A 20,520-nucleotide genomic window follows, 5' to 3' on the forward strand; every position below is an offset into this window, starting at 1 on the left:
TGTTCAGCCCGGGCAACGGTGAGCCCTTCCGCCTGCTGGGCAGCTCAGACTCGGCTCCACAGCGGCGTCTTGAGCTCGCGGTAGTCGTCGACCGGGTCGAAGCACTGCGTGCCCCGGCACACCCAGACCCCGCGCTCGCTACGCCCTTCGAGGTGGCTCCCCCAACCAGGGGTACCCGACGGAGCCGTCAGCACCGCTGACCCGGCGGGTGCCAGTCGCCACGCGGCGCGGGCGAGTTCGTCGAACGGATCGTCGCTCACGACGACCGCCACGGCAGGCTTCAAACCGCGACGGGCCTCGTCGGAGATGAGGAGGTCTTGGAGCGCGGCGCCGGCGAAGGCGGGGTTCTCGGCGACGGTGCCCCACGTGGTGCGGGCGGCGAGATTAGCGCGTTCGACGAAGTCAGGGCGCTCCGCGAGCAACCCGACGTGGCGCAGCGCCGCGATCATCGCGCTCGTGCCCGATGGGGTGACGTTGTCGGTCACCGACCGGGCGCGACGAAACAGCCCGGCGTCCGCCGCGTCGTAGAAGCCGCCGTCGTCGGCGGAGAAACGCTCCAGTCCGGCCTCCAGCAGCTGCACCGCGTGGTCCAACCATGCGCGCTCCCCCGTCGCTCCGGCAAGCATCGAGAACGCCTCGGCCACCACGCCGTAGTCTTCGGCGCCGCCATCTGAGGCCGACGCTTCCCCGGCGTACGACGACCTTCTGAGCCCACCGTCGACGAGGTGCACCCGCGCCAGATACTCCGCCGCCCGGCGCGCCAGCTGCAGCCACTCGGGCTCGTTGAATACCAGCGCCGCCCAGATGAGCGACGAGATCGTCCACCCATTCCAGGACGCGACGATGAGGTGGTCGGTGGCGGGCCTGAAGCGCTGTTCACGCTCGACGAGCAGCGCGTCGCACACCTTCTGCAGCCGATCAAACTGCGGACGCCCGCGCAGCTGCAACGTCGAAAGCCCGTGCTCGAACGTGCCCTGCGTGGTGACGTGGAACACGTCGGCGGCCCAGTTGCCATCCTCCTCACCGAGCGCGTCGACGAGCAGATCCGGGTTCCAGAGATAGAAGATGCCCTCGTGCACCGAGCTGCGGATGTCCGACGAGTCGGCGTCGAGCCCCGCGACGAAGGCGCCATCGTCGGTGGTCATCTCGCGGGCGAGGAACTCGACGATGCCGTACGCGGTGCGCTCGAGCAGCGCGCGCAGGCCCGCATCGTGATCGGCGGTGCGACGCCAGCCGCGCACGTAGGCGCCCAGCAGCAGCGCGTTGTCGTACAGCATTTTCTCGAAGTGCGGCACCACCCATCCGGCGTCGACGGAGTAGCGGTGGAAGCCACCGCCCACCTGGTCGTGGATGCCGCCTCGAGCCATGGCTTCCAGGGTGCGCTGCGCGAGCTCGAGCGATCGTCGATCCCCCTTGACCAGCAACGCATCGACGAGGGTGGGCGCGGGGAACTTCGGCGCCCCGCCGAAGCCGCCATGGACGTGATCGAACGCCCCCTCGACGGCGTCGATGGCCTCGCGGAGGTCCGGGGCCTCGTCGGCTACCTCGACGGTGATGCGCTCCAGTTGCTTCGCGACGTACTCGCCCGTCGACGTGAGCTGGTCGCGCTGCGCCTTCCAGCTCTGCACCATCGCGGTCAGCACCTGCGTGAACGACGGCTGGCCAGGCGCGGGTTCCGCCGGGAAATAGGTGCCGGCGAAGAACGGGAGCCCCTCGGGGGTGAGGAACAGCGTCATGGGCCACCCGCCCGCGCCGCCGTTCATGGCTTGGGTGACCGTCATGAACACGGCATCGACGTCGGGGAGCTGCTGCCTATCGACCTTCACCGGCACGAAATGGTGGTTGATGATCTTCGCAGTCTCCACGTCGTCGAACGATTCTTCGCTCATCACGTGGCACCAGTGGCACGACGCGTATCCGATGGACAGCAGGATGGGCACGTCGCGACGTGCCGCCTCGGCGAGGGCTTCGTCGCCCCATTCCCACCAGTCGACGGGTTGCGTGGAGTGCATGCGCAGGTAATCGCTGGCTGCGTTGGCGAGTTGGTTGACCATGCCGCCAAGGCTAGCTGCGAGGCGCGATTGGGGCACATGGGACAATGGAGCCATGAGCCCCTCGCAGCCGCAGGAACAGCACTCGATCGTCCGCGCCTCCGTCGTCAACGGCGGCCTCGTCGCGATGATGTGGATTCTCGAAGCCATCGACACCATCACCGCGAACAGCCTCGACAAGTTCGGCATCACGCCCCGCCGCTTCTCCGAGCTGGGCGACGTGTTCCTCGCGCCCTGGCTGCACTTCGGCTGGGGGCACCTCATCAGCAACTCAGTGCCGTTCCTAGTGCTCGGCATCCTGATTTACCTCTCCGGACGCTTCCAGTACATCACCACGTTGGTGGTCACCATCCTCGCCTCCGGTCTCACCGTGTGGCTGATTTCTCCGGCGTGGTCGAACACCGCAGGCGCGTCCGGCATCGTGTTCGGGTTCCTCAGCTACCTGCTTGTGCGGGGGCTGTTCACGAAAGATTGGAAACAGATCCTCATCGCCGTCGTGGTGTTCGCGCTGTACGGCAGCGTGCTGTGGGGCGTGCTGCCGACGACGGCGGGCGTGTCCTGGCAAGCCCACCTGGGCGGCGCCGGGGGCGGCGTGCTGTCCGCGTGGCTCATGCACGGCGAAAACACGCAACCAGCCCGCAGCACGGGGGCTCAGCGATGACCGCCGACGAGGAACGTATCGCGCGGCGCTATCCCAAGCGATCCGTGGGTGACTACCTCATCTACGGCGGGCTCGCCGTCGGTATTGGGGTCGCGATGGTGCTCACGGTGATCTCCGCATGGCGCCACTCCACCCCGCCGGTGGAAGCGATGGTGCGCAGCTTCAACGTCGACTCCCCCTCGCAGGTCACCGTCGAGTTAGTGGTGCAGCGCCCCGACCCATCCAAGCCGGCCCAGTGCAAGCTCGTCGCGCAAGCCGACTCGTACGAAGAAGTCGGGGAAACGACGGTGGACGTCCCCGCCGACGCCAACAAGCTCAAGGCCTACACCTTCACGGTGGCGACGGTGAAGGAGCCCGTCGCAGTCGACCAACGCGGGTGCACGATCGCCGGTGGGTAGTGCCGCAGGTGATAAGCTTGCGGAATGTCCGAAAACACTGAGGCAACAGCAACCGACGTCGTGTGGCTCACCCAAGAGGCCTACGACAAGCTCGAATCCGAGCTCAACGAGTTGAAGACCGTCGGTCGCCCCGAGGTGAGCGCGCGCATCGCCGCCGCCCGTGAAGAAGGCGACCTGAGCGAGAATGGCGGCTACCACGCCGCCCGCGAAGAGCAGGGCCAGATGGAGGCCCGCATCGCCCAGCTTGAAGACCTGCTGCGCCGCGCCGAGGTAGGCGAGGCAGCCGGCCACCCAGACGAGGTCGCGCCCGGCAAGCTCATCACCATCGCCTTCGACGGCGACGAGGACGACACCGACACGTTCCTCCTCGGCTCGCGCGAGGTACTGGGTGTCGACGACTCCGTCGACTATGCCGTGTACTCACCACAGGCGCCGCTCGGTGCAGCGGTCACCGGCGCGAAGGTGGGCGACGAGGTCAGCTACCAGGCTCCCAACGGCAACACCATCCACGTCACCATCCTCAAGGTGGAAAACCTCTAACCCGCACGAAGTAGGGCATCGAGGGGCCGCGCCGAAGATCATCCCGGCGCGGCCCCTTCGTATGTCTGCCTTCGCGCGACTGGGCGCACTCCAGATGCGAAAAAACGCTCTCTGCAGCCCATTTTCGGCATCTGGCGTGCGCTCAGTCGCACATTGTCATTCGTCTGCCAGCAGCTTCGCCGCCTGAGCGGCTGAGACGTCGCCGGCCGCGACGCGCGCGAGCAGGTCGTCCTGCTCCGCGACGGGAGTGCCGTACTCGCTGTCGGCGTCTTCCTCGCTCCACTCCTCCGCCCGTTGCGGCATCGGGCCGCGAAGTTCGTCGTCGACGCGCGGGGTAAGGCCGAGCTTGGCGAGCACCCCGTCGTAGCGGGAGCGCGCCGTCGGGTAGGAGACGCCGAGGTGCTTCTCCACCTCGCGCAGGTTGCCGCGCGACGCGAGGAACACGCGGAGCAGGTCGAGTTCGGCCTCGTCGAGGGCGTCGAACTCCGTGCCGGAGAACTCACCGTGCAGCTCAGTGCCGCACTGCCGGCATCCCTTGCTGATGATGATGAGTTCGTCGCCGCACACCGGGCAGTCCGAGGGCGCGTGGTAGGTCTTCGCCATGCTCACTCCTCCACCTTCAGCGTGGCCATGCCCATCACGACGCTCATCTTCAGCCTGGCGGCGCCATTGCCGACGACGTACTCATCGACATCCGCCGACTCACTCGGCCAGTTGATGCGCCCGAGCTTCGTCTCCCCCGTCACCGACACATTCGCGCCCGGCGTCAGCACCACAGTCATGGCGCCCGATTCCACGCGGAGCTTCGAGCGCCCCTGGCTGATGGGCCCCTCGACGGTGACGCCTCCGGCCTGGGCGAGCAGATCCTGCACTTCGACCGCGTCCTCGATCGAGCAGTTGGCGCCCGTGACTCGCACCCGACCCAGGCGCGGCAGATTGCGCACCTTGAGGCCGCCCGTCGTGATCTCCACGTCGACCATGAGCTTCGGGTTCACCTTTACGAGCAGCTCCTTGCCGAGCGCGATATCGCTCAGGTGCTCCCGCGTGCGCGGGGGACGGATGAGCGAGAACCCGTCGAATCGTGGCCCGAGCTCGCCCGTGGCGTTGATCTCCATCACAGTGCCCGTGCGCCGCAGCACGTGCTCACCTTCGACGCTCAGCGTCGCCACCTGCGAGTCGCCCTCGATGCGCACCCGCCGGCCCGTGGCCTGAATCTGCACGCGCTCCAACCCGCCGTTCCGGGCCTGCGCGCCCTCCGCCGACGACTGTTCCGACGCGGGTTCCGATACGTCTTCCGCAGCTTTCGCTACCTGCTTGAGCTCTTCAATGCGGCGACGGGCCTCGTCGGCGGTGATCTTGCCCTCGGCCAAGTCGTTCAGGATGGGTTCAAAATTCAGCTTCGCCATATTGCATATTGTAAAGGTGAACTTTCCATTCTGGAAGGTTGTGGCGGTTTCGACGGGGAGAGCGCGGCGTGGCAGAGTGTTGGGCATGCCCGCGCCACTGTCTGAACTCATCGCCCCCGACTGGGCAGAAGCACTCGCCGACGTCGAGCCGCAGATCCACCAGATGGGTCAATTCCTTCGCGACGAGCTCGCCGCCGGCCGCGGATACCTCCCTGCCGGCCCCGACGTGCTGCGCGCCTTCACGCTGCCGCTGGCCGACGTACGCGTGCTGATTATCGGGCAAGACCCCTACCCGACGCCGGGGCACGCCGTCGGGCTGTGCTTCTCGGTCGCTCCCGACGTGCGCCCCATTCCGAAGTCGCTCATCAACATTTACAAGGAGCTTTACGACGACCTGGGCATTCCCCCGGCTCCGCACGGCGACCTCACGCACTGGTTCGAGCAGGGCGTGCTCCTGCTGAACCGCTCGCTCACCGTACGGCCAGGGGCGCCGGCGTCGCATCGCGGCAAAGGCTGGGAGGCGGTGACGACGCGCGCCGTCCAGGCGCTGGCCGACCGCGGCGGGCCGCTCGTCGCGCTGCTGTGGGGCCGCGACGCGCAGCAAGCCGAGCGCCTCTTGCCCGGCGTGCCGGTGATCAAGTCGCCGCACCCGTCGCCGCTGTCTGCCCACAACGGGTTCTTCGGCTCCCGCCCGTTCTCGCGGGTGAACCAGGCGCTCGAGGCGCAGGGGGCGCAGCCGATCGATTGGCGCATCCCGGCATAGCAAACTGCAAAACTCGCCAACAGTGCGTCGCCTCCCCCGATATTCGGGCACTTGTGAGCCGCTGTTGGCGAGTTTTGCAGTTCTGCGCCGGGTATCCACTTGCGCGAAGTGCCACACTGGCCCCATGGACATTGATGTGATGGGCTGGCTGCAGCGCAACTGGAAACCGACGATGGTCTCCCCCGACGAGGCCCTCCCCGGCCGCGATGAGCCGGTGCTGAACCCCATCCCCCGCCATGAGGTATTCGGCATCCCCCTCGACGAGGTTCCCGCCGGCTGTCAGATGGCGTACTTCGCACTCGGTTGTTACTGGGGCGAGGAGCGCATGTTCTGGAACACCGACGGCGTGGTGAATACCGCCGTCGGATTCATGGGCGGCTTCACCCCCAACCCCACGTATCAGGAGTCATGCACCGGCCAGACCGGCCACACTGAGACGGTGCAGGTGGTCTTCGACCCGTCGCGCGTCACCTACGACGACTTGCTGCGCATCTTCTGGGAAGCGCACGACCCGACCCAGCTCAACCGCCAGGGCAACGACATCGGCACCCAGTACCGCTCCGCGATCTTCCCGGTCGACGAGGAACAACACGCCGCGGCAGAGGCGTCGAAGCGACGATTCCAGGCTGCGCTGACGGAGGCTGGCTACGGCGAGATCACGACGGAGATCACGCCCGGCCAGCGGTTCTACTACGCCGAGCTGGAGCACCAGCAGTACCTCCACAAGAATCCAGCGGGGTACGCGTGCGACCATCGGACTGGAGTCTCATGCTCACCAAATGACGTATGACCCTGGTCCCAGATTGCACTTTCGCCGCATGCCCGAACATTCACTGATATACGCTTCGGACATGAAGCACACAAGTGGGGCTACAAGCACCCTGACGAGAACTCGCGTCGCCCTGATGACACTCCTTACGCTTGCACTCGCGGCTCTGGCCGCCACTTTCCCAACGGAAGCAAGCGCAGCTGGGCCCTGTAAAGTCACGGGATACACCATCCATGCACAACTGCAGATGTCGACCCGCGATATCAGCAAGAGCGAAGTCGAAGCTTCAGTCAGGGTCAACTGCTCACGCGGTAGATGGCAGCCCACCCAGAAGACTTGGATTTACCAAGGAAGTTCCTTTCAGTCTCCAAAACGACCTGCTGTCGTTATGAACGCTCAGGGCGTCGTCGTTACTGCCTGGTGGCCAACGGGGTCAGGAGGCGGAGGGGCCGGCTCTTGGGGTATCCCGGTGGCTCCTGAACTGCTATGATCCGATATCAACTTGCTGCCCGAGTCGACTACGACCGTAGCTGCAACGCCGCGATGGTAACCTTCGAGGATTCTCAGGTAGCTGCCCCAACCACCGATTATCCCATCTTCGGACCAGCGGGCGAGGTAGAGGCTGTAGTCACCTTCAATGCGGCTGGAGTGATCTTAGGAATCGAACTTCTCAATGCATCTGTGCAACTGCCTCTCCCACGAACGACTACCGACCAGCCGACGCCACCAATGCCCTCGTAGACCATGACTGCTTTCATAACTGTTGGGGAACCCCGACGGCTACTGCCCCGTGCACGCCACGGGTGTGAAGTGCGGGCCCGAGTCCTGACTTCGCGTCACGCTCTTCATCGAAGCTCCACTCAAGGTAGGCACGGCCATGCATCATCAGGTATTCAACGACGCCGCGGCACGCACTCTCCTGCGAGTGCTCTCACGTGAGCACATAGCCATCCGAAGCGTTCGCCTGTCTACGGACCCGAAGATCACCGTGCTCATCCCAGACAGCGAACTCTACAAGAGATACGTGGCTCAACTCGCCCCGGAGGATGAGTCACTCGCCGAGGTTCACCTCCAAGAACAGCTCATCGGGTGGTACGGAGATGACGAGGACGCCGTGACCCTCGAGCTCGTGGAAGCAGCAGACGGGAACATCAGCTGGAAACGGACCTCCCACTGACGACGCTAGCCCGCACCGTGGACACTCCGCAACTGAGCGGCCGCTCAACCTCATTGCGCTCCATTTCAGGGGAACTCTCGCGCATGACTGCTGTCATACCTGCCGAGGAATTCAGGCACGTCGCGGCTGATGGTGTCCCACATCATCGCCACGTCAATATCTCCATAGCCGTAGGCCAGTCTGTTTCGCATACCGCGTATCTCGCGCAACGTCATCGATGGGAGTCGTTCGACCGCTACATCGGGCAGGTCTTCCACGAGAGCCTGCACCTGGATGATGAGTTGGGCAGCAGCGAGACGCGACACCTGACCCGCCACACCCGACGAGCAGAATTCGGCCTCGCCGAGGCCCGTCAGGTACGCGGCTTGGGCTCGCAGCGCGGCGCAGCCTTGCAACAGCTCTGGGAGTCTGTGCTCCGCCTTGGTCACAGGAAATCCCGGGCGGTCTCGCGGGCCCGGTCAGCGGCCCGGCCCTGCGCATGCAAAGACATCACATCGACACGGCGTCCCAGAAGCTCTTCCAAGTCGATCTCCAGACCGGCCTGATCGAACAGCGACGCGCCCTTCTCGAACTCGACGAGGAGGTCGATGTCGGAGCCCTCGGCGTCGTCACCACGAGCCACCGAACCGAAGACGCGCACCACGCCCGTGCCACGACGGCGCGCCACGGCATCACGAATCTCCTCGCGCCGCTCCCGCAACAGCGCGAAGCCGGAGGCTGGTGTGACGGACATGTCTCCATGGTAACGAGATCGTCCCAACGGCCGAGGACGATCATCACTTGCGCAGTCCCGACTCGCCCATCCGGGCGGAGTGCGGACCGGGCGAGGACTGACGCCCCGGCAGTGCCGCAACTCGCGCCAGCCACGGGCCTGCGCCTGCGCGCCCCGACACTCCAAAACGCGCATCCAGATTTCATGAGAGCGCGATCATGGCGCGATTACAGGATCTGGCGACGAGTTGTGAAGCCGAGGCGTCCGATCAGCCGCGGTGGCTGTTCCGGCGCCGCCCACTGCCCCGTCGGACGTGCGACGCCGCCGGTCAGCGGATCCGGCGCAGCATGACCCCGTCGGTCTCCCGCCCCGGCACTGCGACGAAACCCTCCGCCTCGTACAGGCGCACGGCGAAATTGTCGGCCTCGACGGACAGGCTCACCTGCCGCAGCCCGCGCGCTTCCGCCTCCGCGACGACCGCCCGCAGCAATGCGCGGCCCAAGCCCCGTCCGCGCGCGGCCTCGTCCACCCACAAGCTCACCTCGGGCGTGGACTCGTCGACGAAGCCGTAGCCGCGGTCGTCGTCGGGCAGCGACAGCGCCCAGACAACGCCCACGGGACGACCATCAGTCTCGGCGACGACCCCGAAGTCGCCGCGGGTTTCGTCGAGACGCGTGTAGTGCCGGAACTCCGGGCGCGAGCGGATCTCGTCTATCGTGAATCGCTCCCCGCACCAATTCATCGTGCCGAGGGTAGCGCGCTCAAGGAGCGGCCCCTCGTCGGGGCTGATCGGCCGCAGCGTCGTATCCTGCTCAGTCACGGTCCATCTCCTTCGGCGTGTGCGTGATGGTAAGACGCGTTCACGCTACTCACCCCGCGCCTCGAGTGCGAGCTGCCGTCGCTGGAAGAACCACGACCACAGGACGGGGATGAGCCCGGGCCGCCCACGCGAACGGCCCGGCCAAGATCACGCCGATGAACCCCACCTTGTCCACCATCCACAGGCCAATCGAGCCGCGGGCCGCCAGCTGGCACACCCCGGAGACGGTGGGCGCGAGCGTCACGCTCAGCCCCTGGATCGCGCTCCGAACGACCACGAGCAGCGCCAGCACGCTGTAGAGCGCCGCGTTGATGACGAGGTACTAGTGCGCCATCCGCACGACGTCCGGCGCACCGTCGCCGACGAAGATCGACACCAAGCCGGGTCCGGCGAGCACGATGCCGACGCCGAGCGCGACGCAGAAGCCGATGGCGAGCAGCAGGGTGTCCCGCACCCCGACGAGAATCCGCCGGGGCTGGTGCGCGCCCGCGTTCTGGGCCGCGTAGCTGGTCATGGAGACGCCCATGCCCATGAGTGGCACGACGATGGCCGGCTGGCCTGGCGGCGGACCGGCAGTCAGCCGAAGAGGCCGTTGCGCAGCTCTCTCGCCTGCAACGCCGCTTCGTGTGCAGCGTCGTCCTCCCTGCTGACCCGATAGGCCGTCCTGCCTGGACTCTCCGTGACTACCTCCGACACCGAACCGTCTCGCCAGCAGATCGCGACGCCGTCGTCGACAGCCCAGGCGTCGGGCAACTCTCCAGCAGCCACCCAACGGTGCAGCGTATCGCGTCGGTGCGGCTCGCCGAGGTAGTGGGGACACGCCGTGCCGGGCAGCCAACCGAGCCCGTCGTGCAGCGGCGCCGGTGCGCCGAATGAGTCCGTTGAGCTTGCCTCGAACCAGCAGTTCATGCCAGCGCTGATGCCTGCGAGGATCGCACCGGAATGGGCCGCAGCCGCGAGGTGTTCGGGTACCTGGTGAAGCCTCCAGATCGCCAAGAGGTTCACCGTCGAGCCGCCGCCGACGTAGATGAGATCCTGTTCGCGCAGTATCGCCGGATGGACGTACTCGGGCTTGCCGAACAACGTCAGCGCCGAGCACTCCGCGCGTCCCGCGAAGGCGTGGAGGAATCTGGCGCGGTAGTCGTCGGAGTCTCCCGAGGCTGTGCCGACGAAGCACACGCGCGGATGGCGCTTGCCCGTGAGTTCGAGCAGATACTCGTCGATCGGGCTCAATGTGCGGCCGTCGTCGGACATTGAGAATCCGCCGCCGCCGAGGGTCACGATCGTCGTCATTGGTACAGTCTGCCAGGGCGCGCCCGGCCACTTCCAAGGAGTCAACATGCACCACGAGCCCCGCGACTGCACGTTCGACGAGGACGGCCGCTGGTTCCGGCTGCGGGCCTGCGCCGTGCTCATCCACGACGGCGCGGTGCTCATGATGGGCAACGAGCAGGACCCGTACCACTACTCGATCGGCGGAGGCGTCCGACACGGGGAGACCGTCGAGGACGCGGTCCGGCGGGAGTGCCTCGAGGAGACGGGCCTCGACCTCGAGATCGACCGCCTGGTGTTCATCCACGACCACCACTTCTCCGACGCCACGACGCCCGAGCTCGCCGGGCGCGAGTGTCACGAGGTGGCTTTCTACTTCCTCATGCGCTACGACGGCCAGGAGATCCGCGACGACAGCCTCACCACGAGTGGCCTCCCGGAGCGCTGTGAGTGGGTGCCGATCGCGGAGTTCGGGGCGAGTGGCCGCATGTACCCGGAGTTCTTCGGCACGGAGTTGGCCGAGCTGCCCTCCGCTCCCAAGCTCATCGCGACACGGACGCCCAGCTGATCCTCAAGGCTTCCCAACGCGCGTCCGGATTCCATGAGAGCACGATCATGGCGCGGCTTGCGGATCTGGACACGCGTTGCGCGGCCCGCCCGGCCGCTCAGGCCGCGTGGCAGGGTTGCAGACAGCCTGCGTCCTCCGTCTCGACGACAGCCTCTGACTCCTCGCGGGCCTGCGCGACGAGGCGTCGGCGCTGGAAGTACCAGGCACCGAGCAGCGGGATGAGCGCCGCGAACCACGCCGCTGGCGCGGCAAAGATGACCCCGATGAATCCCACATGCTCGATCACGAGCAGCCCAATAATGGCACGCGCGATGAGCTCAGCGACGCCGGACATCGTCGGAGCCAACGTCGAGCCGAGCCCCTGCAGCACGTTGCGAATCACGAACAGCACCGCGAGCGCCCAGTACAAGGCCGCGTTGAACACGAGATAGTTGTGCGCCATCGTCACGACGGCGGAAGACCCGTCGCCGACGAACACCCGCACCATCGCCGTGCCGCCGAAGAAAATGGCAAGGCCCAGCAGCAGCGCGAGCCCGATGGCGAGGAAGGTCGTCTGGCGCACGCCCCGCAGGATTCGCTCAGGCTGCCGGGCTCCGGCGTTCTGCGCGACGAAGGTGGTCATCGCCATGCCGACGCTGGCGAGCGGCACGACGGCCACTTGGTCCACGCGCAAGGCGGCTGTGAAGGCGGCGACGGCGTCGGTACCGAGGCCGTTCACGCCGTACTGCAGTAGCGCGGCGCCTATGGCGATGATGGACATCTGGAAGCCCAGCGTCAGCCCCAGGTTCGACGATTCCCTGACGCGGGCGACATCGATGTGCCAGTCAGAGCGCCCGACGTGCAGCAGGGGCATGCGTCGCCAGATCAGCAGCAGACACATCAGCGCCGAGACGAGCTGGGCGAGCACCGTCGCGAGCGCCGCACCACCCACGCCCATGTGGGCCGGGCCGACGAACACGATCACGAGAATGACGTTCAGCACGCATGCCAGGATGAGGAACAGCAGCGGTGTGCGGCTGTCGCCCAGCGCCCTGATGACTGAGGTGAGGTAGTTGTAGCCGACGGTGGCCACCGACCCTGCGAAGAACACGGCGAGGAACTCCGTCGACTGCGCCATGAGCTCTTCGGGCGTGCCCAGCAGCCTCAGCAAGAAGCTCGATCCGAGCACCCCGATGAGGGTGATCGCCACGGCGATGGCGAGGCTGATCCACGCACCGGTGGTGACGGCCTTGCGCATTCCGGCGGTGTCCCCGGCCCCGTACGCGCGGGACACGGGGATGGCCAGACCGGCCGACGCGCCCATCGCGAACCCGAACAGCAGGAACTGCAGGCTTCCCGACGCGCCGACGGCGGCGAGCGCTTCGACGCTGATCATTCGGCCGACGACGATGGTGTCGGTGATGGCGTACACCTGTTGAAACAGGTTGCCAATGAGCAGGGGCAGCGTGAATACGACGATGAGCCGAAGCGGTGATCCGACAGTGAGGTTCTTGGCCATGAGCGACTCTTCTGCAAGCAACGACAAGGCCCCGGGGGCTGGGGAAGGGGGCCGGGCGTGACGTGTGGTTTGGTGGAGGGGCTCGACGCGGCGCCCAGTAGCATCGGCGCGACGACGAACGTCTCCGATGGCGGTCGTGAACGACGCCTACTATTGTATAGCCATCAACTAAAACAGACCAAGCCGGCAACAGGTTGGTCCGCATCGCGAAATCGCCCGACGCCCGTGCGCGCGAGAGTAGCATGTCCTCACCCTCGCCGGTAGCATCCCCCTAGCCCACCAACGGAGGTTCGCATGGTGTATCCAACAGGAGCAACGCAGGACGTCGCGCCGCAAGATCTCTTCTTCTCCATCACCGATGCACGTGGAGTGATCAAACAGGCAAACAGCGTGTTCGTCCGGCTGTCGCGCTACCCCCTGCACGAGCTCATGGGCGCACCGCACAACATCATTCGTCATCCTTCCATGCCAGGCGGCGCCTTCCTGCTGATGTGGGAGACACTGAAGGCTGGCAAGCCGTTCTGCGCCTACGTCGACAACCTGGCCGCCGACGGTTCGCGCTACACCGTCTTTGCCACCATCACACCGCTGGGTGACGACTACCTGTCGGTCCGCATTCCGCCATCGCAGACTGCTCTGCTCGACGCAGCCCGATCGTTGTACCAGGCGACACGCCCGCTGGAGTTGCAGCGTCGCGAGGAGGGAGCGAGCGCCCACGCCGCCGCCGTGGCCGGACTCGAGCGACTCGCTGAGCTGCTCGTCGACGCAGGGATCCCGAGCTACGACGCGTTCATCCAGACTGCCCTACCTGCCGAGGTGTTGGGGCGTGCCGGAGCCCTCCCCCAGCGCCCAGCCGCTGGCGGTCCACTCGGGGAGCTCCTGGGGGCAACGCATCGACTCCACGCCGCAGTCTCCAACTGGGTGTCCCAGCTCGGTCAGCTGCAGCAGCTCACCGATGACCTCATCGCCGGCACCGAGGACGTGCATCGCGCCGCGGACGACGGTGACCGCGCAGCTGCAGAGTTCGACGACATTCTGAAGCGCCGCGAAGGATTCTCCCCACTCGCCGGCGTCCTTTCGATGTGGACTCAGATGATGCCCGAGGTCACGAGCCTCCTCACGCCCCTGGCCGAGCGCCTCGATCAGCTCCGCGAGCTCACTGCCACGACACGCTTCGGCATCGCGCTCTCTGCGCTGCACTCGGAGTCGATGGCGCAGTTCGTCTGCGAGTTGATCGACGATGACTCCTCCGACGCCCGTCCGGCGATTACCGACCTCGCCCGCGCGCTGCGTCAGGGCGTCGAGGAAGCGACGGCGAGCCTTCGACAGCACCACGAGCTGGCCTCCCAGGTGGCGCGTGAGGCCACCGAGCTCGCCGAGCTCATGAAGATCCCGACGACTGTCCTCACCACCTGGCAGATGATGGTGACCGGCCAGGACGACGACCTCGCCAACCTCCTGCCACGTGCTTCCGAAGTGGTGCAACGTGGAGTCACCGACGCCGACCACCTCGTCACCCTGGCCGAGCGTTGCCAGGCGGCGGACGTCGTCGCGAGCAGCGAGACGAGCGAGGCTCTCGACGATGTCCAACGGCTGGCACGGTTGGTCGTCGGCGCCATCGACTGACATCCCTGCGCATCCTTCTCCGGTGGGACGGCCCCCGCGCCTGGCGGCGTGAATGCCTGGACGCCGCACACCGTCGGGGCCCCGATTCGCCGCGACCTCGTCATCGCGCGTGCAAAGCACTGGACCGACAGGCGCCTCTCCTACAACTGGACTATCAGCCGCAGAGCAAGTACTACCGTGCGGATAGCTCCGGCCTCGTCTCGGTGGCGCCGCGCTTGTCGTGGAGCCCCAGCACCGAGATGCTCACGCAGTACCTGCGGCCGGTCTCGAAGTCGTCGCCTCGCAGCCAGGCAGACGCCGCAGATGGGTCGAACGGGTCAGCGCGTGTGCGGCGCACGGTGATAGAACGTCTGTCGCCGCACCGCCCGCACTCCGGCCTTCTCGAACACCTTCAGCATCGGCAGGTTGCGCTCATCCGTGGAGCCGACGTAGCGCACCGCCCCGCGCTCACGCAGCATCGCTAGCCCCAGCTGGTGCAGCCGAGACCCGAACCCCTGCCCACGGCGCTCCGGCACGACCCCGACGTAGAAGATCGTGCCCTCCAGAGGGTCGTCGGGATAGACCTGCGGCAGCAGCGCACCGACGGGTTCGCCGTCGGAGACGGCAAACCATCCCTCCGGTTTGAAGGCGCCCTCCGCGAACGCGATGAGGTCTCGCAGATCCGCCAACGCCGTCTGGGCAGTGGATGGGCTGAACGGGTCTCCCTCGGATGCGGTGAGCATGCGCCTCGAGAATTCCTCCTCGCCGAGATCGGCGAGGGTCTCCAACCGCCAGCCATCGGGGATCGACACCGGCGGCACCCGTCCCAGGTCACCGTCGACGAACGCCTTGCTGGCGTATCGGTGCCAACCCCCCGGCCTGCGCGATGGCGGCCCGGGGGTCGTCTTCGGTCTCATCCCACACCAGCAGGTTGACGCCCGAGGGCGCCGCCTCACCCAGCATGCGGCCGAGCCGGGCGGTGTCACCGGGGGTGACGGGTGCGTCGAGCGTGAGCACGCAGGTGTGAGAATTGAGCTCGTCTACGGAAAGTGGCGTGTCCGCGAAGGAGACGTACTGCATGTCCACGAACCTACTTGCCAATAGGTCATCCTGGCGTCACCTTCGCTGACATGGGCCTCAGTCGCGGGCCGAGAGCACCTCGTCGACGTAGTCGATGTCCTTGTCACCACGGCCAGAGAGGTTGACGATGACCACTTGATCCGACGCCATCGTCGGCGCCAGCTTGATTGCCTCAGCAACCGCATGCGACGACTCCAGCGCCGGAATGATGCCCTCCAGCCGGCACAGCCGCTGGAAGGCATCCAGGGTTTCTTCGTCGGTGACCCCGACGTAGTTCACGCGGCCTGCTTCCTTCAGGTACACATGCTGGGGGCCGACACCGGGGTAATCGAGGCCGGATGCGATGGAGTGCACCGGCGACGGAGACCCGTCGGCGTCCTGGATCACGAGCGTGTGCATGCCGTGCAGCATGCCGGGTGAGCCCGTCGCCATGGTGGCAGCGTGTTGCCCGGTCTCGAGGCCCTTTCCTTGCGGCTCGACGCCGTAGATCTGGACATCGTCGTCGCCGAGGAACGCGTCGAACAGACCCATCGCGTTGGAGCCGCCGCCCACGCACGCGACGATGGCGTCGGGGAGTCTGCCCTCCTGCTCCAAGATCTGGGCGCGAGCCTCGCGGCCGACGACCGACTGGAAGTCGCGCACCATCGACGGGTACGGGTCGGGCCCGACGACGGAACCGATACCGAAGAACATGTCTTCGTAGTGCTCTGCGTACGTGGCGAATGCGGAATCGACGGCCTCCTTCAGCGACGCGCCCCCCTCATCGACGGGGACGACCTTCGCGCCGAGCAGGTGCATGCGCAGCACGTTGGGGTGCTGCTTCTCGATGTCGATTCGCCCCATGTGGATCTCACACTCGAGCCCCATGAGCGCAGCAGCCGTGGCGAGCGCGACGCCGTGCTGGCCGGCGCCCGTCTCGGCGATGAGCGTCTTCTTGCCCATACGTTTGGCGAGCAGCGCCTCGCCGAGCGTGTGGTTGATCTTGTGCGCGCCGCTGTGGTTGAGGTCTTCCCGCTTCAAGTACACCTTCGCCCCACCGAGTTCGCGGGTGAGGTTCTCGGCGAAGTACAGCAGCGACGGGCGCCCGACGTAGGTGCGCAACAAGCGCTGGTACTCGTCCATAAACTCCGGATCTTGCCTAGCCTCAGCGTACGCGTCGCGCACCTCGGCGATGGGGGCCACAAGGTGCGGTGGCAGGTGGGCGCCTCCGTACTCGCCAAAGAACCCTTCAGCGTTAGCCCGGTAGTGGCCCTGTTCAACTGCTGGATCAGCCATGTTTCTCCTTCGATATTGGCCCCAAAGACGCGAAAAGATCGCCTCCTTACGGGGCGATCTTGCTAGCTTCGCGCAAACCAATGAACCGCCCTAGGCGGTCCACCACATCCGGTTCACGTTCACGGCGATGAGCTTAGCACGCCATAAGACTGGCGAGATGCGAGCGACGAGGCGTTTAGTCAATTCTGGGCCTGGGATCGTCAACTAGACGACTCCAAGAGACGAGATCAACGTGGCCGGCGTGGGTGACACCGGCGCGACGCAGAATGCCCTCGCGGACGAAACCTGCACGCTGGGCTGTAGCCATCGACGCGATGTTGTCAGGAGCGACGAGGACCTGTACTCGTCCGAGACCCTGAGCATCCAACGCCCAGTCGGTTATCGCGCAGAGTGCGCGCACCATGATTCCGCAACCGCGCGCCCACGGACCGAGCCAGTAGCCCGCCTCAGTACTCTTCGCCCGCCAATCCGTCGCCTTCAGGCCAATAACGCCCATGAACTCACCGTCGATATCGATGGCCCGCTCGATCCCCGCTCCCGTGCCGAGCGCCTCGGCGGCCGCATCGAAAGCGTAGGATCGCGCAGACTCGTGGGTGTAGGGGGAAGGCAGCGGCAGCCAGGTTTGCGTGAGGGGGTCGGAGCAGGCCTCGACGATCCGGGGAATATCGGCCTCAACGAACGGGCGCAGCGTAATCCCGAACGCCGCGATCGTTTCGTCACTGAACGTACTTGCCATCGCCATCCTGTCGTGAACCCTGAACGTTGGCGTCTGCCAACCAAGCGGCGACCTCGAGATCCCAGTGAGCATGGTCACTTCCGAGCCGTCGTCTACGCGCATGCGGAACCGCATGATATGGCACAACACTATACGCCATGGTCATCCACGCAGATACCGAGCGAGGAGACGTTCCATCCCATGCCCAAGCAGCGACGACATACGCGCTCGGCGGAGAGCACATGGGCTTGTCACATAGTGATACCCACCCAAAGGTGACCCGGAACCCAGTATTGTCGACAAAGACACCACCGCTGAGCGATGGTGGTCACGGTGCACGTCGATAACGATTTCAGGCGTGTTTCGAGGCCGACGCGTTCGGTGGTATCGACAAGCCAACCGAAGGGCAAATCATGAAGACACGGACGAGATTCGCCCCGTGCGCCATAGTGCTGGCTCTCCTCACGCTCATGTTGACGGCATGCGCGGGCGGAGACCAGAGCCAACAAGACGGCGAACCCAAGCTGATCAAGGACGGAGAAATCGTCGTCGCCATGAGTGGCGAGTTCCGCCCCTTCAGCTATTGGGAGGGAGAACAGCTCACCGGATTCGACTACGACATCGCCAAGGCGCTCGCCGACGAGATGGGCCTCAAGCTCGTCACGAAGACCGCCGGCTTCTCCACACTGGTGGAGGGCACCGCGCAGGGGCGCTACGACATGCTCGTCGCATCCACCTCCGCCACGGAAGAACGCGCAAAGGTGGTGGATTTCGCCAACGGCTACTACTCGTCGGGTGCGCAATATTTCGTGCGCAAGGGCGAGCAGTGCAAGAGCATCACCGATACCAAGGACCCGACGGTTGGCGTCGCCAGCGGCACCAGCTACGAGAAATACCTGGCCGACGAGGGCATCACCAAGCAGGTGAAGACCTTCGAGTCCGACATCACCGCACTGCAAGATGCGGAGACGGGGCGCCTCGACGGTGCCCTCACGGACCGTCTGGTCGGCCAGTTCCAGATCGAGAAGGCCGGCCTGAACCTTCAGCTGTGCGGCGAGCCGCTCTACCTCGAGACGCAGGCCCCCGCCGTGGCGAAGGGCAACCCGCTGCTCGGCGAGGTGAACAAAGCGCTCGAAACCATCATCGACAACGGCACCTACGGCGAAATCTCGAAGAAGTACTTCGGCGAAGACATCTCCGGCAACATCGACAACGAGCCGGTGAAGCAGATCATGGAGAATTCGGAGGCGTCCGACGGCCCGCCGAGCTTCGGTGAGCTCTTCGTGGAGCACGCCGACACCTTCTTGAAGGCCGCGCTGCTCACGCTGCAGGTGACTGCGGTGGCGCTGCTCATCGCCGTTGTGCTCGGCTCGGTGATTGCGTGGATGAACATGTCGCGCTTCCTGCCGCTGCGCTGGTTGGCGGCGGGCTACATCGGGTTGATTCGTGGTACTCCGCTGATCGCTCAGCTGTTCCTGCTGTATTTCGGCCTCACCCAGTACGTCAAACTCAGCGACTTCTGGGCTGGCGCCATCGCTCTTGCCATCCACAACTCCGCCTACATTGCGGAGATCGTGCGCTCGGGCTTCCAGTCGGTGCCCGGTGGCCTCGTCGAGGCTTCCCGCTCGCTCGGCATGAGCCGGTTCCAGGCCCTCCGACGAGTGCAGATCCCGCTCGCGACCCGCGCGATCCTGCCGGTGCTCGGCAGCCAGTTCATCATCGCGGTGAAGGACTCGTCGCTCGTGGCGTTCATCGGTATGGGCGAGCTGTTCCGGACCGCGCAGAACATCGCGGCGTCGTCGTACTCGCCGCTCAATGCGTACCTCGTGGTATCCGTCTACTACCTGGTCATCGTGCTGGTACTGACTGGCTTGGTCACGCTGCTCGAACGCAAGATGAACCCCGATAAGAAGGAGGCGAAGGCATGAGCGCCGAAACCACCGATCAGGATTTCTTTGAAACCTCCGCCGACGATGCCAACGTCGTCGAAATGCGCAACGTCACCAAGTACTTCGGCAAGACGCTCGTATTCAAAGACATCGATCTTGATATCGAGAAGAGCGAGGTCGTCGTGCTCGTCGGCCCCTCTGGCGCCGGTAAGTCCACGCTCCTGCGTTGCGTGAACGGACTCGAGACCATCAGCAGCGGCACCATCCACGTTGCGGGCGAAGAGCTTCGGTACGGCGAGAGCCACCTCAACAAGATTCGTTCGCGGGTGGGCATGGTATTCCAGCAGTTCAACCTGTTCCCACACATGAAGGTGCTGGACAACATCACCGTCGCACAGCGCGACGTGCTCGGGCGCTCGTTAGACGAGTCCGTCGAGAAGGCGCGAGAGATGCTGGAGCAGGTGGGCATGTCGCATAAGGAAGATGCCTTCCCAGGCAGCCTTTCGGGCGGCCAAAAGCAGCGCGTGGCGATCGCCCGCGCGCTAGCGATGGACCCGGCCATGATGCTGTTCGACGAACCCACCTCCGCGCTCGACCCGGAGCTGGTGGGCGAGGTGCTCTCCGTCATGCGCGACCTGGCGAACGACGGCATGACCATGCTGTGCGTCACCCACGAGATGCGCTTCGCCAGGCGCGTCGCCGACCGCATCGTCATGGTGGCTGACAAGGGCATCGCCGAGCAAGGCACGCCCGAGCAGTTCCTCGACAACCCGCAGACCGACCGCGCGAAGGAATTCCTCGCGAGCATCGACGAGGACTGAGCCCGGCCGCTACTGCTCGACGGCGTACCCGGCCTCCTGCCAGGCGGTAAACCCGCCTGCCAGGTGGGCCACGTCGTCACGCCCCATGTCCTGCAGCGCCGCCGCGGCCAGTGCGGAGCGCCAGCCGGAGCCGCAGTACAGCAGGAGCCGACGCCCATCATCGAGCGCCGGTTTGTAGTAGGGGCTGAGTGGGTCGACCCAGAACTCGAGCATCCCCCGCGGCGCCCGAAACGCCCCAGGGATGGTGCCCAACTTGGCGATCTCGCGGGGGTCTCGGATGTCGACGACGAGCCAGTCGGGGTGGTCCAGCAGCGCGAAGGCGTCGTCGACGGGGATTGCGGTGACCTTCTGGTCGGCTTCCTCGACGAGTTGGGCCGCGCTGCGGCGCAGTGGCTCGCCTGGTTGACGCGTCATGCGTCGGCTCTCCTGCCTGGTGCGTGCGGTGCTCGGACGATCATGCGCACATGCTAGACGGCAGGCGTTGCAAGTGCCCGGTTTTT

Annotated in this window: 26 protein-coding genes; 10 read left to right on the top strand and 16 right to left on the bottom strand. The window is 65.8% G+C overall.

The window, feature by feature from the left end; translation table 11 throughout:
* Nucleotides 1–44 precede the first annotated feature (44 nt).
* Entirely contained in the window at nt 45–2,054 is a 2,010-nt protein-coding gene (locus tag Q0X68_RS03645; RefSeq protein ID WP_297747722.1) for a thioredoxin domain-containing protein, read from the bottom strand.
* Nucleotides 2,055–2,178: 124 nt separating this feature from the next.
* Between Q0X68_RS03645 and Q0X68_RS03650 the strand changes: the two genes are divergently transcribed.
* The 3 genes from Q0X68_RS03650 to greA are packed head-to-tail and all read left to right on the top strand — an operon-like array spanning nt 2,179 to nt 3,650.
* Complete coding sequence (locus Q0X68_RS03650; protein ID WP_366127674.1) at nt 2,179–2,712, top strand: rhomboid family intramembrane serine protease; 534 nt, start codon at nt 2,179–2,181, stop codon at nt 2,710–2,712.
* Complete coding sequence (locus Q0X68_RS03655) at nt 2,709–3,110, top strand: DUF4307 domain-containing protein (RefSeq protein ID WP_297747728.1); 402 nt, start codon at nt 2,709–2,711, stop codon at nt 3,108–3,110. Before Q0X68_RS03650 ends, Q0X68_RS03655 begins: the two co-directional genes overlap by 4 nt.
* A 24-nt stretch (nt 3,111–3,134) precedes the next feature.
* The gene (greA, locus tag Q0X68_RS03660) at nt 3,135–3,650 is read left to right on the top strand and encodes a transcription elongation factor GreA (RefSeq protein WP_297747730.1); all 516 of its coding nucleotides are present in this window, start codon (nt 3,135–3,137) and stop codon (nt 3,648–3,650) included.
* 156 nt (nt 3,651–3,806) lie between these two features.
* Here the strand turns inward: greA and Q0X68_RS03665 are convergent, their stop codons facing one another.
* Nucleotides 3,807–4,253 carry a DUF2089 domain-containing protein gene (locus tag Q0X68_RS03665; RefSeq protein ID WP_297747733.1) on the bottom strand — a complete coding sequence of 149 codons (447 nt, stop codon included), beginning with the start codon at nt 4,251–4,253 and terminating at the stop codon, nt 3,807–3,809.
* A gap of 2 nt (nt 4,254–4,255) precedes the next feature.
* Nucleotides 4,256–5,056: a hypothetical protein gene (locus Q0X68_RS03670; RefSeq protein WP_297747736.1), complete on the bottom strand. Its 801-nt coding sequence runs from the start codon at nt 5,054–5,056 to the stop codon at nt 4,256–4,258.
* An 85-nt stretch (nt 5,057–5,141) separates the two neighbouring features.
* On the opposite strand from Q0X68_RS03670, the gene Q0X68_RS03675 reads away from it, so the two are divergent.
* The 3 genes from Q0X68_RS03675 to Q0X68_RS03690 all read left to right on the top strand — a co-directional run bounded on the left by Q0X68_RS03675 (nt 5,142) and on the right by Q0X68_RS03690 (nt 7,765).
* Nucleotides 5,142–5,819 carry a uracil-DNA glycosylase gene (locus Q0X68_RS03675; RefSeq protein ID WP_297747739.1) on the top strand — a complete coding sequence of 226 codons (678 nt, stop codon included), beginning with the start codon at nt 5,142–5,144 and terminating at the stop codon, nt 5,817–5,819.
* A 124-nt stretch (nt 5,820–5,943) separates the two neighbouring features.
* Nucleotides 5,944–6,609, top strand: a complete 666-nt coding sequence (gene msrA / locus Q0X68_RS03680; protein WP_297747742.1) for a peptide-methionine (S)-S-oxide reductase MsrA — start codon at nt 5,944–5,946, stop codon at nt 6,607–6,609.
* 856 nt (nt 6,610–7,465) lie between these two features.
* Nucleotides 7,466–7,765 carry a hypothetical protein gene (locus Q0X68_RS03690; protein WP_297747745.1) on the top strand — a complete coding sequence of 100 codons (300 nt, stop codon included), beginning with the start codon at nt 7,466–7,468 and terminating at the stop codon, nt 7,763–7,765.
* A 65-nt stretch (nt 7,766–7,830) separates the two neighbouring features.
* Here Q0X68_RS03690 and Q0X68_RS03695 read toward each other — a convergent pair whose 3' ends face one another.
* From Q0X68_RS03695 to Q0X68_RS03720, 6 genes are all read right to left on the bottom strand, one after another.
* Nucleotides 7,831–8,193: a DUF86 domain-containing protein gene (locus Q0X68_RS03695; protein WP_297747749.1), complete on the bottom strand. Its 363-nt coding sequence runs from the start codon at nt 8,191–8,193 to the stop codon at nt 7,831–7,833.
* Nucleotides 8,190–8,498: a nucleotidyltransferase family protein gene (locus tag Q0X68_RS03700; protein WP_297747752.1), complete on the bottom strand. Its 309-nt coding sequence runs from the start codon at nt 8,496–8,498 to the stop codon at nt 8,190–8,192. Before Q0X68_RS03700 ends, Q0X68_RS03695 begins: the two co-directional genes overlap by 4 nt.
* Nucleotides 8,499–8,805: 307 nt before the next feature.
* Entirely contained in the window at nt 8,806–9,297 is a 492-nt protein-coding gene (locus Q0X68_RS03705) for a GNAT family N-acetyltransferase (protein ID WP_297747755.1), read from the bottom strand.
* A gap of 49 nt (nt 9,298–9,346) precedes the next feature.
* The gene (locus Q0X68_RS03710) at nt 9,347–9,589 is read right to left on the bottom strand and encodes a hypothetical protein (protein WP_297747758.1); all 243 of its coding nucleotides are present in this window, start codon (nt 9,587–9,589) and stop codon (nt 9,347–9,349) included.
* 30 nt (nt 9,590–9,619) lie between these two features.
* The gene (locus tag Q0X68_RS03715; protein ID WP_297747761.1) at nt 9,620–9,838 is read right to left on the bottom strand and encodes an MATE family efflux transporter; all 219 of its coding nucleotides are present in this window, start codon (nt 9,836–9,838) and stop codon (nt 9,620–9,622) included.
* A 35-nt stretch (nt 9,839–9,873) separates the two neighbouring features.
* Nucleotides 9,874–10,590, bottom strand: a complete 717-nt coding sequence (locus Q0X68_RS03720) for a peptidase E (RefSeq protein ID WP_297747764.1) — start codon at nt 10,588–10,590, stop codon at nt 9,874–9,876.
* Nucleotides 10,591–10,636: 46 nt separating this feature from the next.
* Here Q0X68_RS03720 and Q0X68_RS03725 point away from each other — a divergent pair, with 46 nt between their 5' ends.
* Complete coding sequence (locus Q0X68_RS03725; protein WP_297747767.1) at nt 10,637–11,137, top strand: NUDIX hydrolase; 501 nt, start codon at nt 10,637–10,639, stop codon at nt 11,135–11,137.
* 97 nt (nt 11,138–11,234) lie between these two features.
* On the opposite strand, the gene Q0X68_RS03730 is transcribed toward Q0X68_RS03725, so the two are convergent.
* Nucleotides 11,235–12,635: an MATE family efflux transporter gene (locus tag Q0X68_RS03730; protein WP_297747769.1), complete on the bottom strand. Its 1,401-nt coding sequence runs from the start codon at nt 12,633–12,635 to the stop codon at nt 11,235–11,237.
* Nucleotides 12,636–12,929: 294 nt separating this feature from the next.
* Here Q0X68_RS03730 and Q0X68_RS03735 point away from each other — a divergent pair, with 294 nt between their 5' ends.
* On the top strand, nt 12,930–14,261 hold the full coding sequence (locus Q0X68_RS03735) for a hypothetical protein (protein ID WP_297747772.1): 1,332 nt from the start codon (nt 12,930–12,932) through the stop codon (nt 14,259–14,261).
* A 172-nt stretch (nt 14,262–14,433) separates the two neighbouring features.
* Here the strand turns inward: Q0X68_RS03735 and Q0X68_RS03740 are convergent, their stop codons facing one another.
* The 5 genes from Q0X68_RS03740 to Q0X68_RS03760 all read right to left on the bottom strand — a co-directional run bounded on the left by Q0X68_RS03740 (nt 14,434) and on the right by Q0X68_RS03760 (nt 17,331).
* Complete coding sequence (locus tag Q0X68_RS03740; RefSeq protein WP_297747775.1) at nt 14,434–14,598, bottom strand: hypothetical protein; 165 nt, start codon at nt 14,596–14,598, stop codon at nt 14,434–14,436.
* The gene (locus Q0X68_RS03745) at nt 14,579–15,052 is read right to left on the bottom strand and encodes a GNAT family N-acetyltransferase (protein WP_297747778.1); all 474 of its coding nucleotides are present in this window, start codon (nt 15,050–15,052) and stop codon (nt 14,579–14,581) included. The genes Q0X68_RS03740 and Q0X68_RS03745 overlap by 20 nt, the downstream gene beginning before the upstream one ends.
* Before the next feature lie 19 nt (nt 15,053–15,071).
* Nucleotides 15,072–15,320, bottom strand: coding sequence for a hypothetical protein (locus Q0X68_RS03750; protein WP_297747781.1), 249 nt, complete (start codon nt 15,318–15,320; stop codon nt 15,072–15,074).
* 57 nt (nt 15,321–15,377) lie between these two features.
* Nucleotides 15,378–16,595: a tryptophan synthase subunit beta gene (gene trpB / locus Q0X68_RS03755; protein ID WP_297747784.1), complete on the bottom strand. Its 1,218-nt coding sequence runs from the start codon at nt 16,593–16,595 to the stop codon at nt 15,378–15,380.
* A gap of 175 nt (nt 16,596–16,770) precedes the next feature.
* Entirely contained in the window at nt 16,771–17,331 is a 561-nt protein-coding gene (locus Q0X68_RS03760; protein ID WP_297747787.1) for a GNAT family N-acetyltransferase, read from the bottom strand.
* A gap of 449 nt (nt 17,332–17,780) precedes the next feature.
* Here Q0X68_RS03760 and Q0X68_RS03765 point away from each other — a divergent pair, with 449 nt between their 5' ends.
* Both Q0X68_RS03765 and Q0X68_RS03770 read left to right on the top strand, forming a co-directional pair.
* Entirely contained in the window at nt 17,781–19,238 is a 1,458-nt protein-coding gene (locus tag Q0X68_RS03765; protein WP_297747790.1) for an ABC transporter substrate-binding protein/permease, read from the top strand.
* Entirely contained in the window at nt 19,235–20,020 is a 786-nt protein-coding gene (locus Q0X68_RS03770; protein ID WP_297747793.1) for an amino acid ABC transporter ATP-binding protein, read from the top strand. Before Q0X68_RS03765 ends, Q0X68_RS03770 begins: the two co-directional genes overlap by 4 nt.
* A gap of 9 nt (nt 20,021–20,029) precedes the next feature.
* Here the strand turns inward: Q0X68_RS03770 and Q0X68_RS03775 are convergent, their stop codons facing one another.
* Nucleotides 20,030–20,434, bottom strand: coding sequence for a rhodanese-like domain-containing protein (locus tag Q0X68_RS03775; protein WP_297747795.1), 405 nt, complete (start codon nt 20,432–20,434; stop codon nt 20,030–20,032).
* Nucleotides 20,435–20,520 lie beyond the last annotated feature (86 nt).

The organism is uncultured Tessaracoccus sp. (assembly GCF_947286155.1).
In the GTDB taxonomy this organism is placed as follows: domain Bacteria; phylum Actinomycetota; class Actinomycetes; order Propionibacteriales; family Propionibacteriaceae; genus Arachnia.

Bases quoted from the DNA above. Each gene is read 5' to 3' on its own strand.
- Q0X68_RS03645 (WP_297747722.1), bottom strand. From the start codon at position 2,054: ATGGTCAACCAACTCGCCAACGCAGCCAGCGATTACCTGCGCATGCAC.
- Q0X68_RS03650 (WP_366127674.1), top strand. From the start codon at position 2,179: ATGATGTGGATTCTCGAAGCCATCGACACCATCACCGCGAACAGCCTC.
- Q0X68_RS03655 (WP_297747728.1), top strand. From the start codon at position 2,709: ATGACCGCCGACGAGGAACGTATCGCGCGGCGCTATCCCAAGCGATCC.
- greA (WP_297747730.1), top strand. From the start codon at position 3,135: ATGTCCGAAAACACTGAGGCAACAGCAACCGACGTCGTGTGGCTCACC.
- Q0X68_RS03665 (WP_297747733.1), bottom strand. From the start codon at position 4,253: ATGGCGAAGACCTACCACGCGCCCTCGGACTGCCCGGTGTGCGGCGAC.
- Q0X68_RS03670 (WP_297747736.1), bottom strand. From the start codon at position 5,056: ATGGCGAAGCTGAATTTTGAACCCATCCTGAACGACTTGGCCGAGGGC.
- Q0X68_RS03675 (WP_297747739.1), top strand. From the start codon at position 5,142: ATGCCCGCGCCACTGTCTGAACTCATCGCCCCCGACTGGGCAGAAGCA.
- msrA (WP_297747742.1), top strand. From the start codon at position 5,944: ATGGACATTGATGTGATGGGCTGGCTGCAGCGCAACTGGAAACCGACG.
- Q0X68_RS03690 (WP_297747745.1), top strand. From the start codon at position 7,466: ATGCATCATCAGGTATTCAACGACGCCGCGGCACGCACTCTCCTGCGA.
- Q0X68_RS03700 (WP_297747752.1), bottom strand. From the start codon at position 8,498: ATGTCCGTCACACCAGCCTCCGGCTTCGCGCTGTTGCGGGAGCGGCGC.
- Q0X68_RS03720 (WP_297747764.1), bottom strand. From the start codon at position 10,590: ATGACGACGATCGTGACCCTCGGCGGCGGCGGATTCTCAATGTCCGAC.
- Q0X68_RS03725 (WP_297747767.1), top strand. From the start codon at position 10,637: ATGCACCACGAGCCCCGCGACTGCACGTTCGACGAGGACGGCCGCTGG.
- Q0X68_RS03730 (WP_297747769.1), bottom strand. From the start codon at position 12,635: ATGGCCAAGAACCTCACTGTCGGATCACCGCTTCGGCTCATCGTCGTA.
- Q0X68_RS03735 (WP_297747772.1), top strand. From the start codon at position 12,930: ATGGTGTATCCAACAGGAGCAACGCAGGACGTCGCGCCGCAAGATCTC.
- Q0X68_RS03750 (WP_297747781.1), bottom strand. From the start codon at position 15,320: ATGCAGTACGTCTCCTTCGCGGACACGCCACTTTCCGTAGACGAGCTC.
- trpB (WP_297747784.1), bottom strand. From the start codon at position 16,595: ATGGCTGATCCAGCAGTTGAACAGGGCCACTACCGGGCTAACGCTGAA.
- Q0X68_RS03760 (WP_297747787.1), bottom strand. From the start codon at position 17,331: ATGGCAAGTACGTTCAGTGACGAAACGATCGCGGCGTTCGGGATTACG.
- Q0X68_RS03765 (WP_297747790.1), top strand. From the start codon at position 17,781: ATGTTGACGGCATGCGCGGGCGGAGACCAGAGCCAACAAGACGGCGAA.
- Q0X68_RS03770 (WP_297747793.1), top strand. From the start codon at position 19,235: ATGAGCGCCGAAACCACCGATCAGGATTTCTTTGAAACCTCCGCCGAC.
- Q0X68_RS03775 (WP_297747795.1), bottom strand. From the start codon at position 20,434: ATGACGCGTCAACCAGGCGAGCCACTGCGCCGCAGCGCGGCCCAACTC.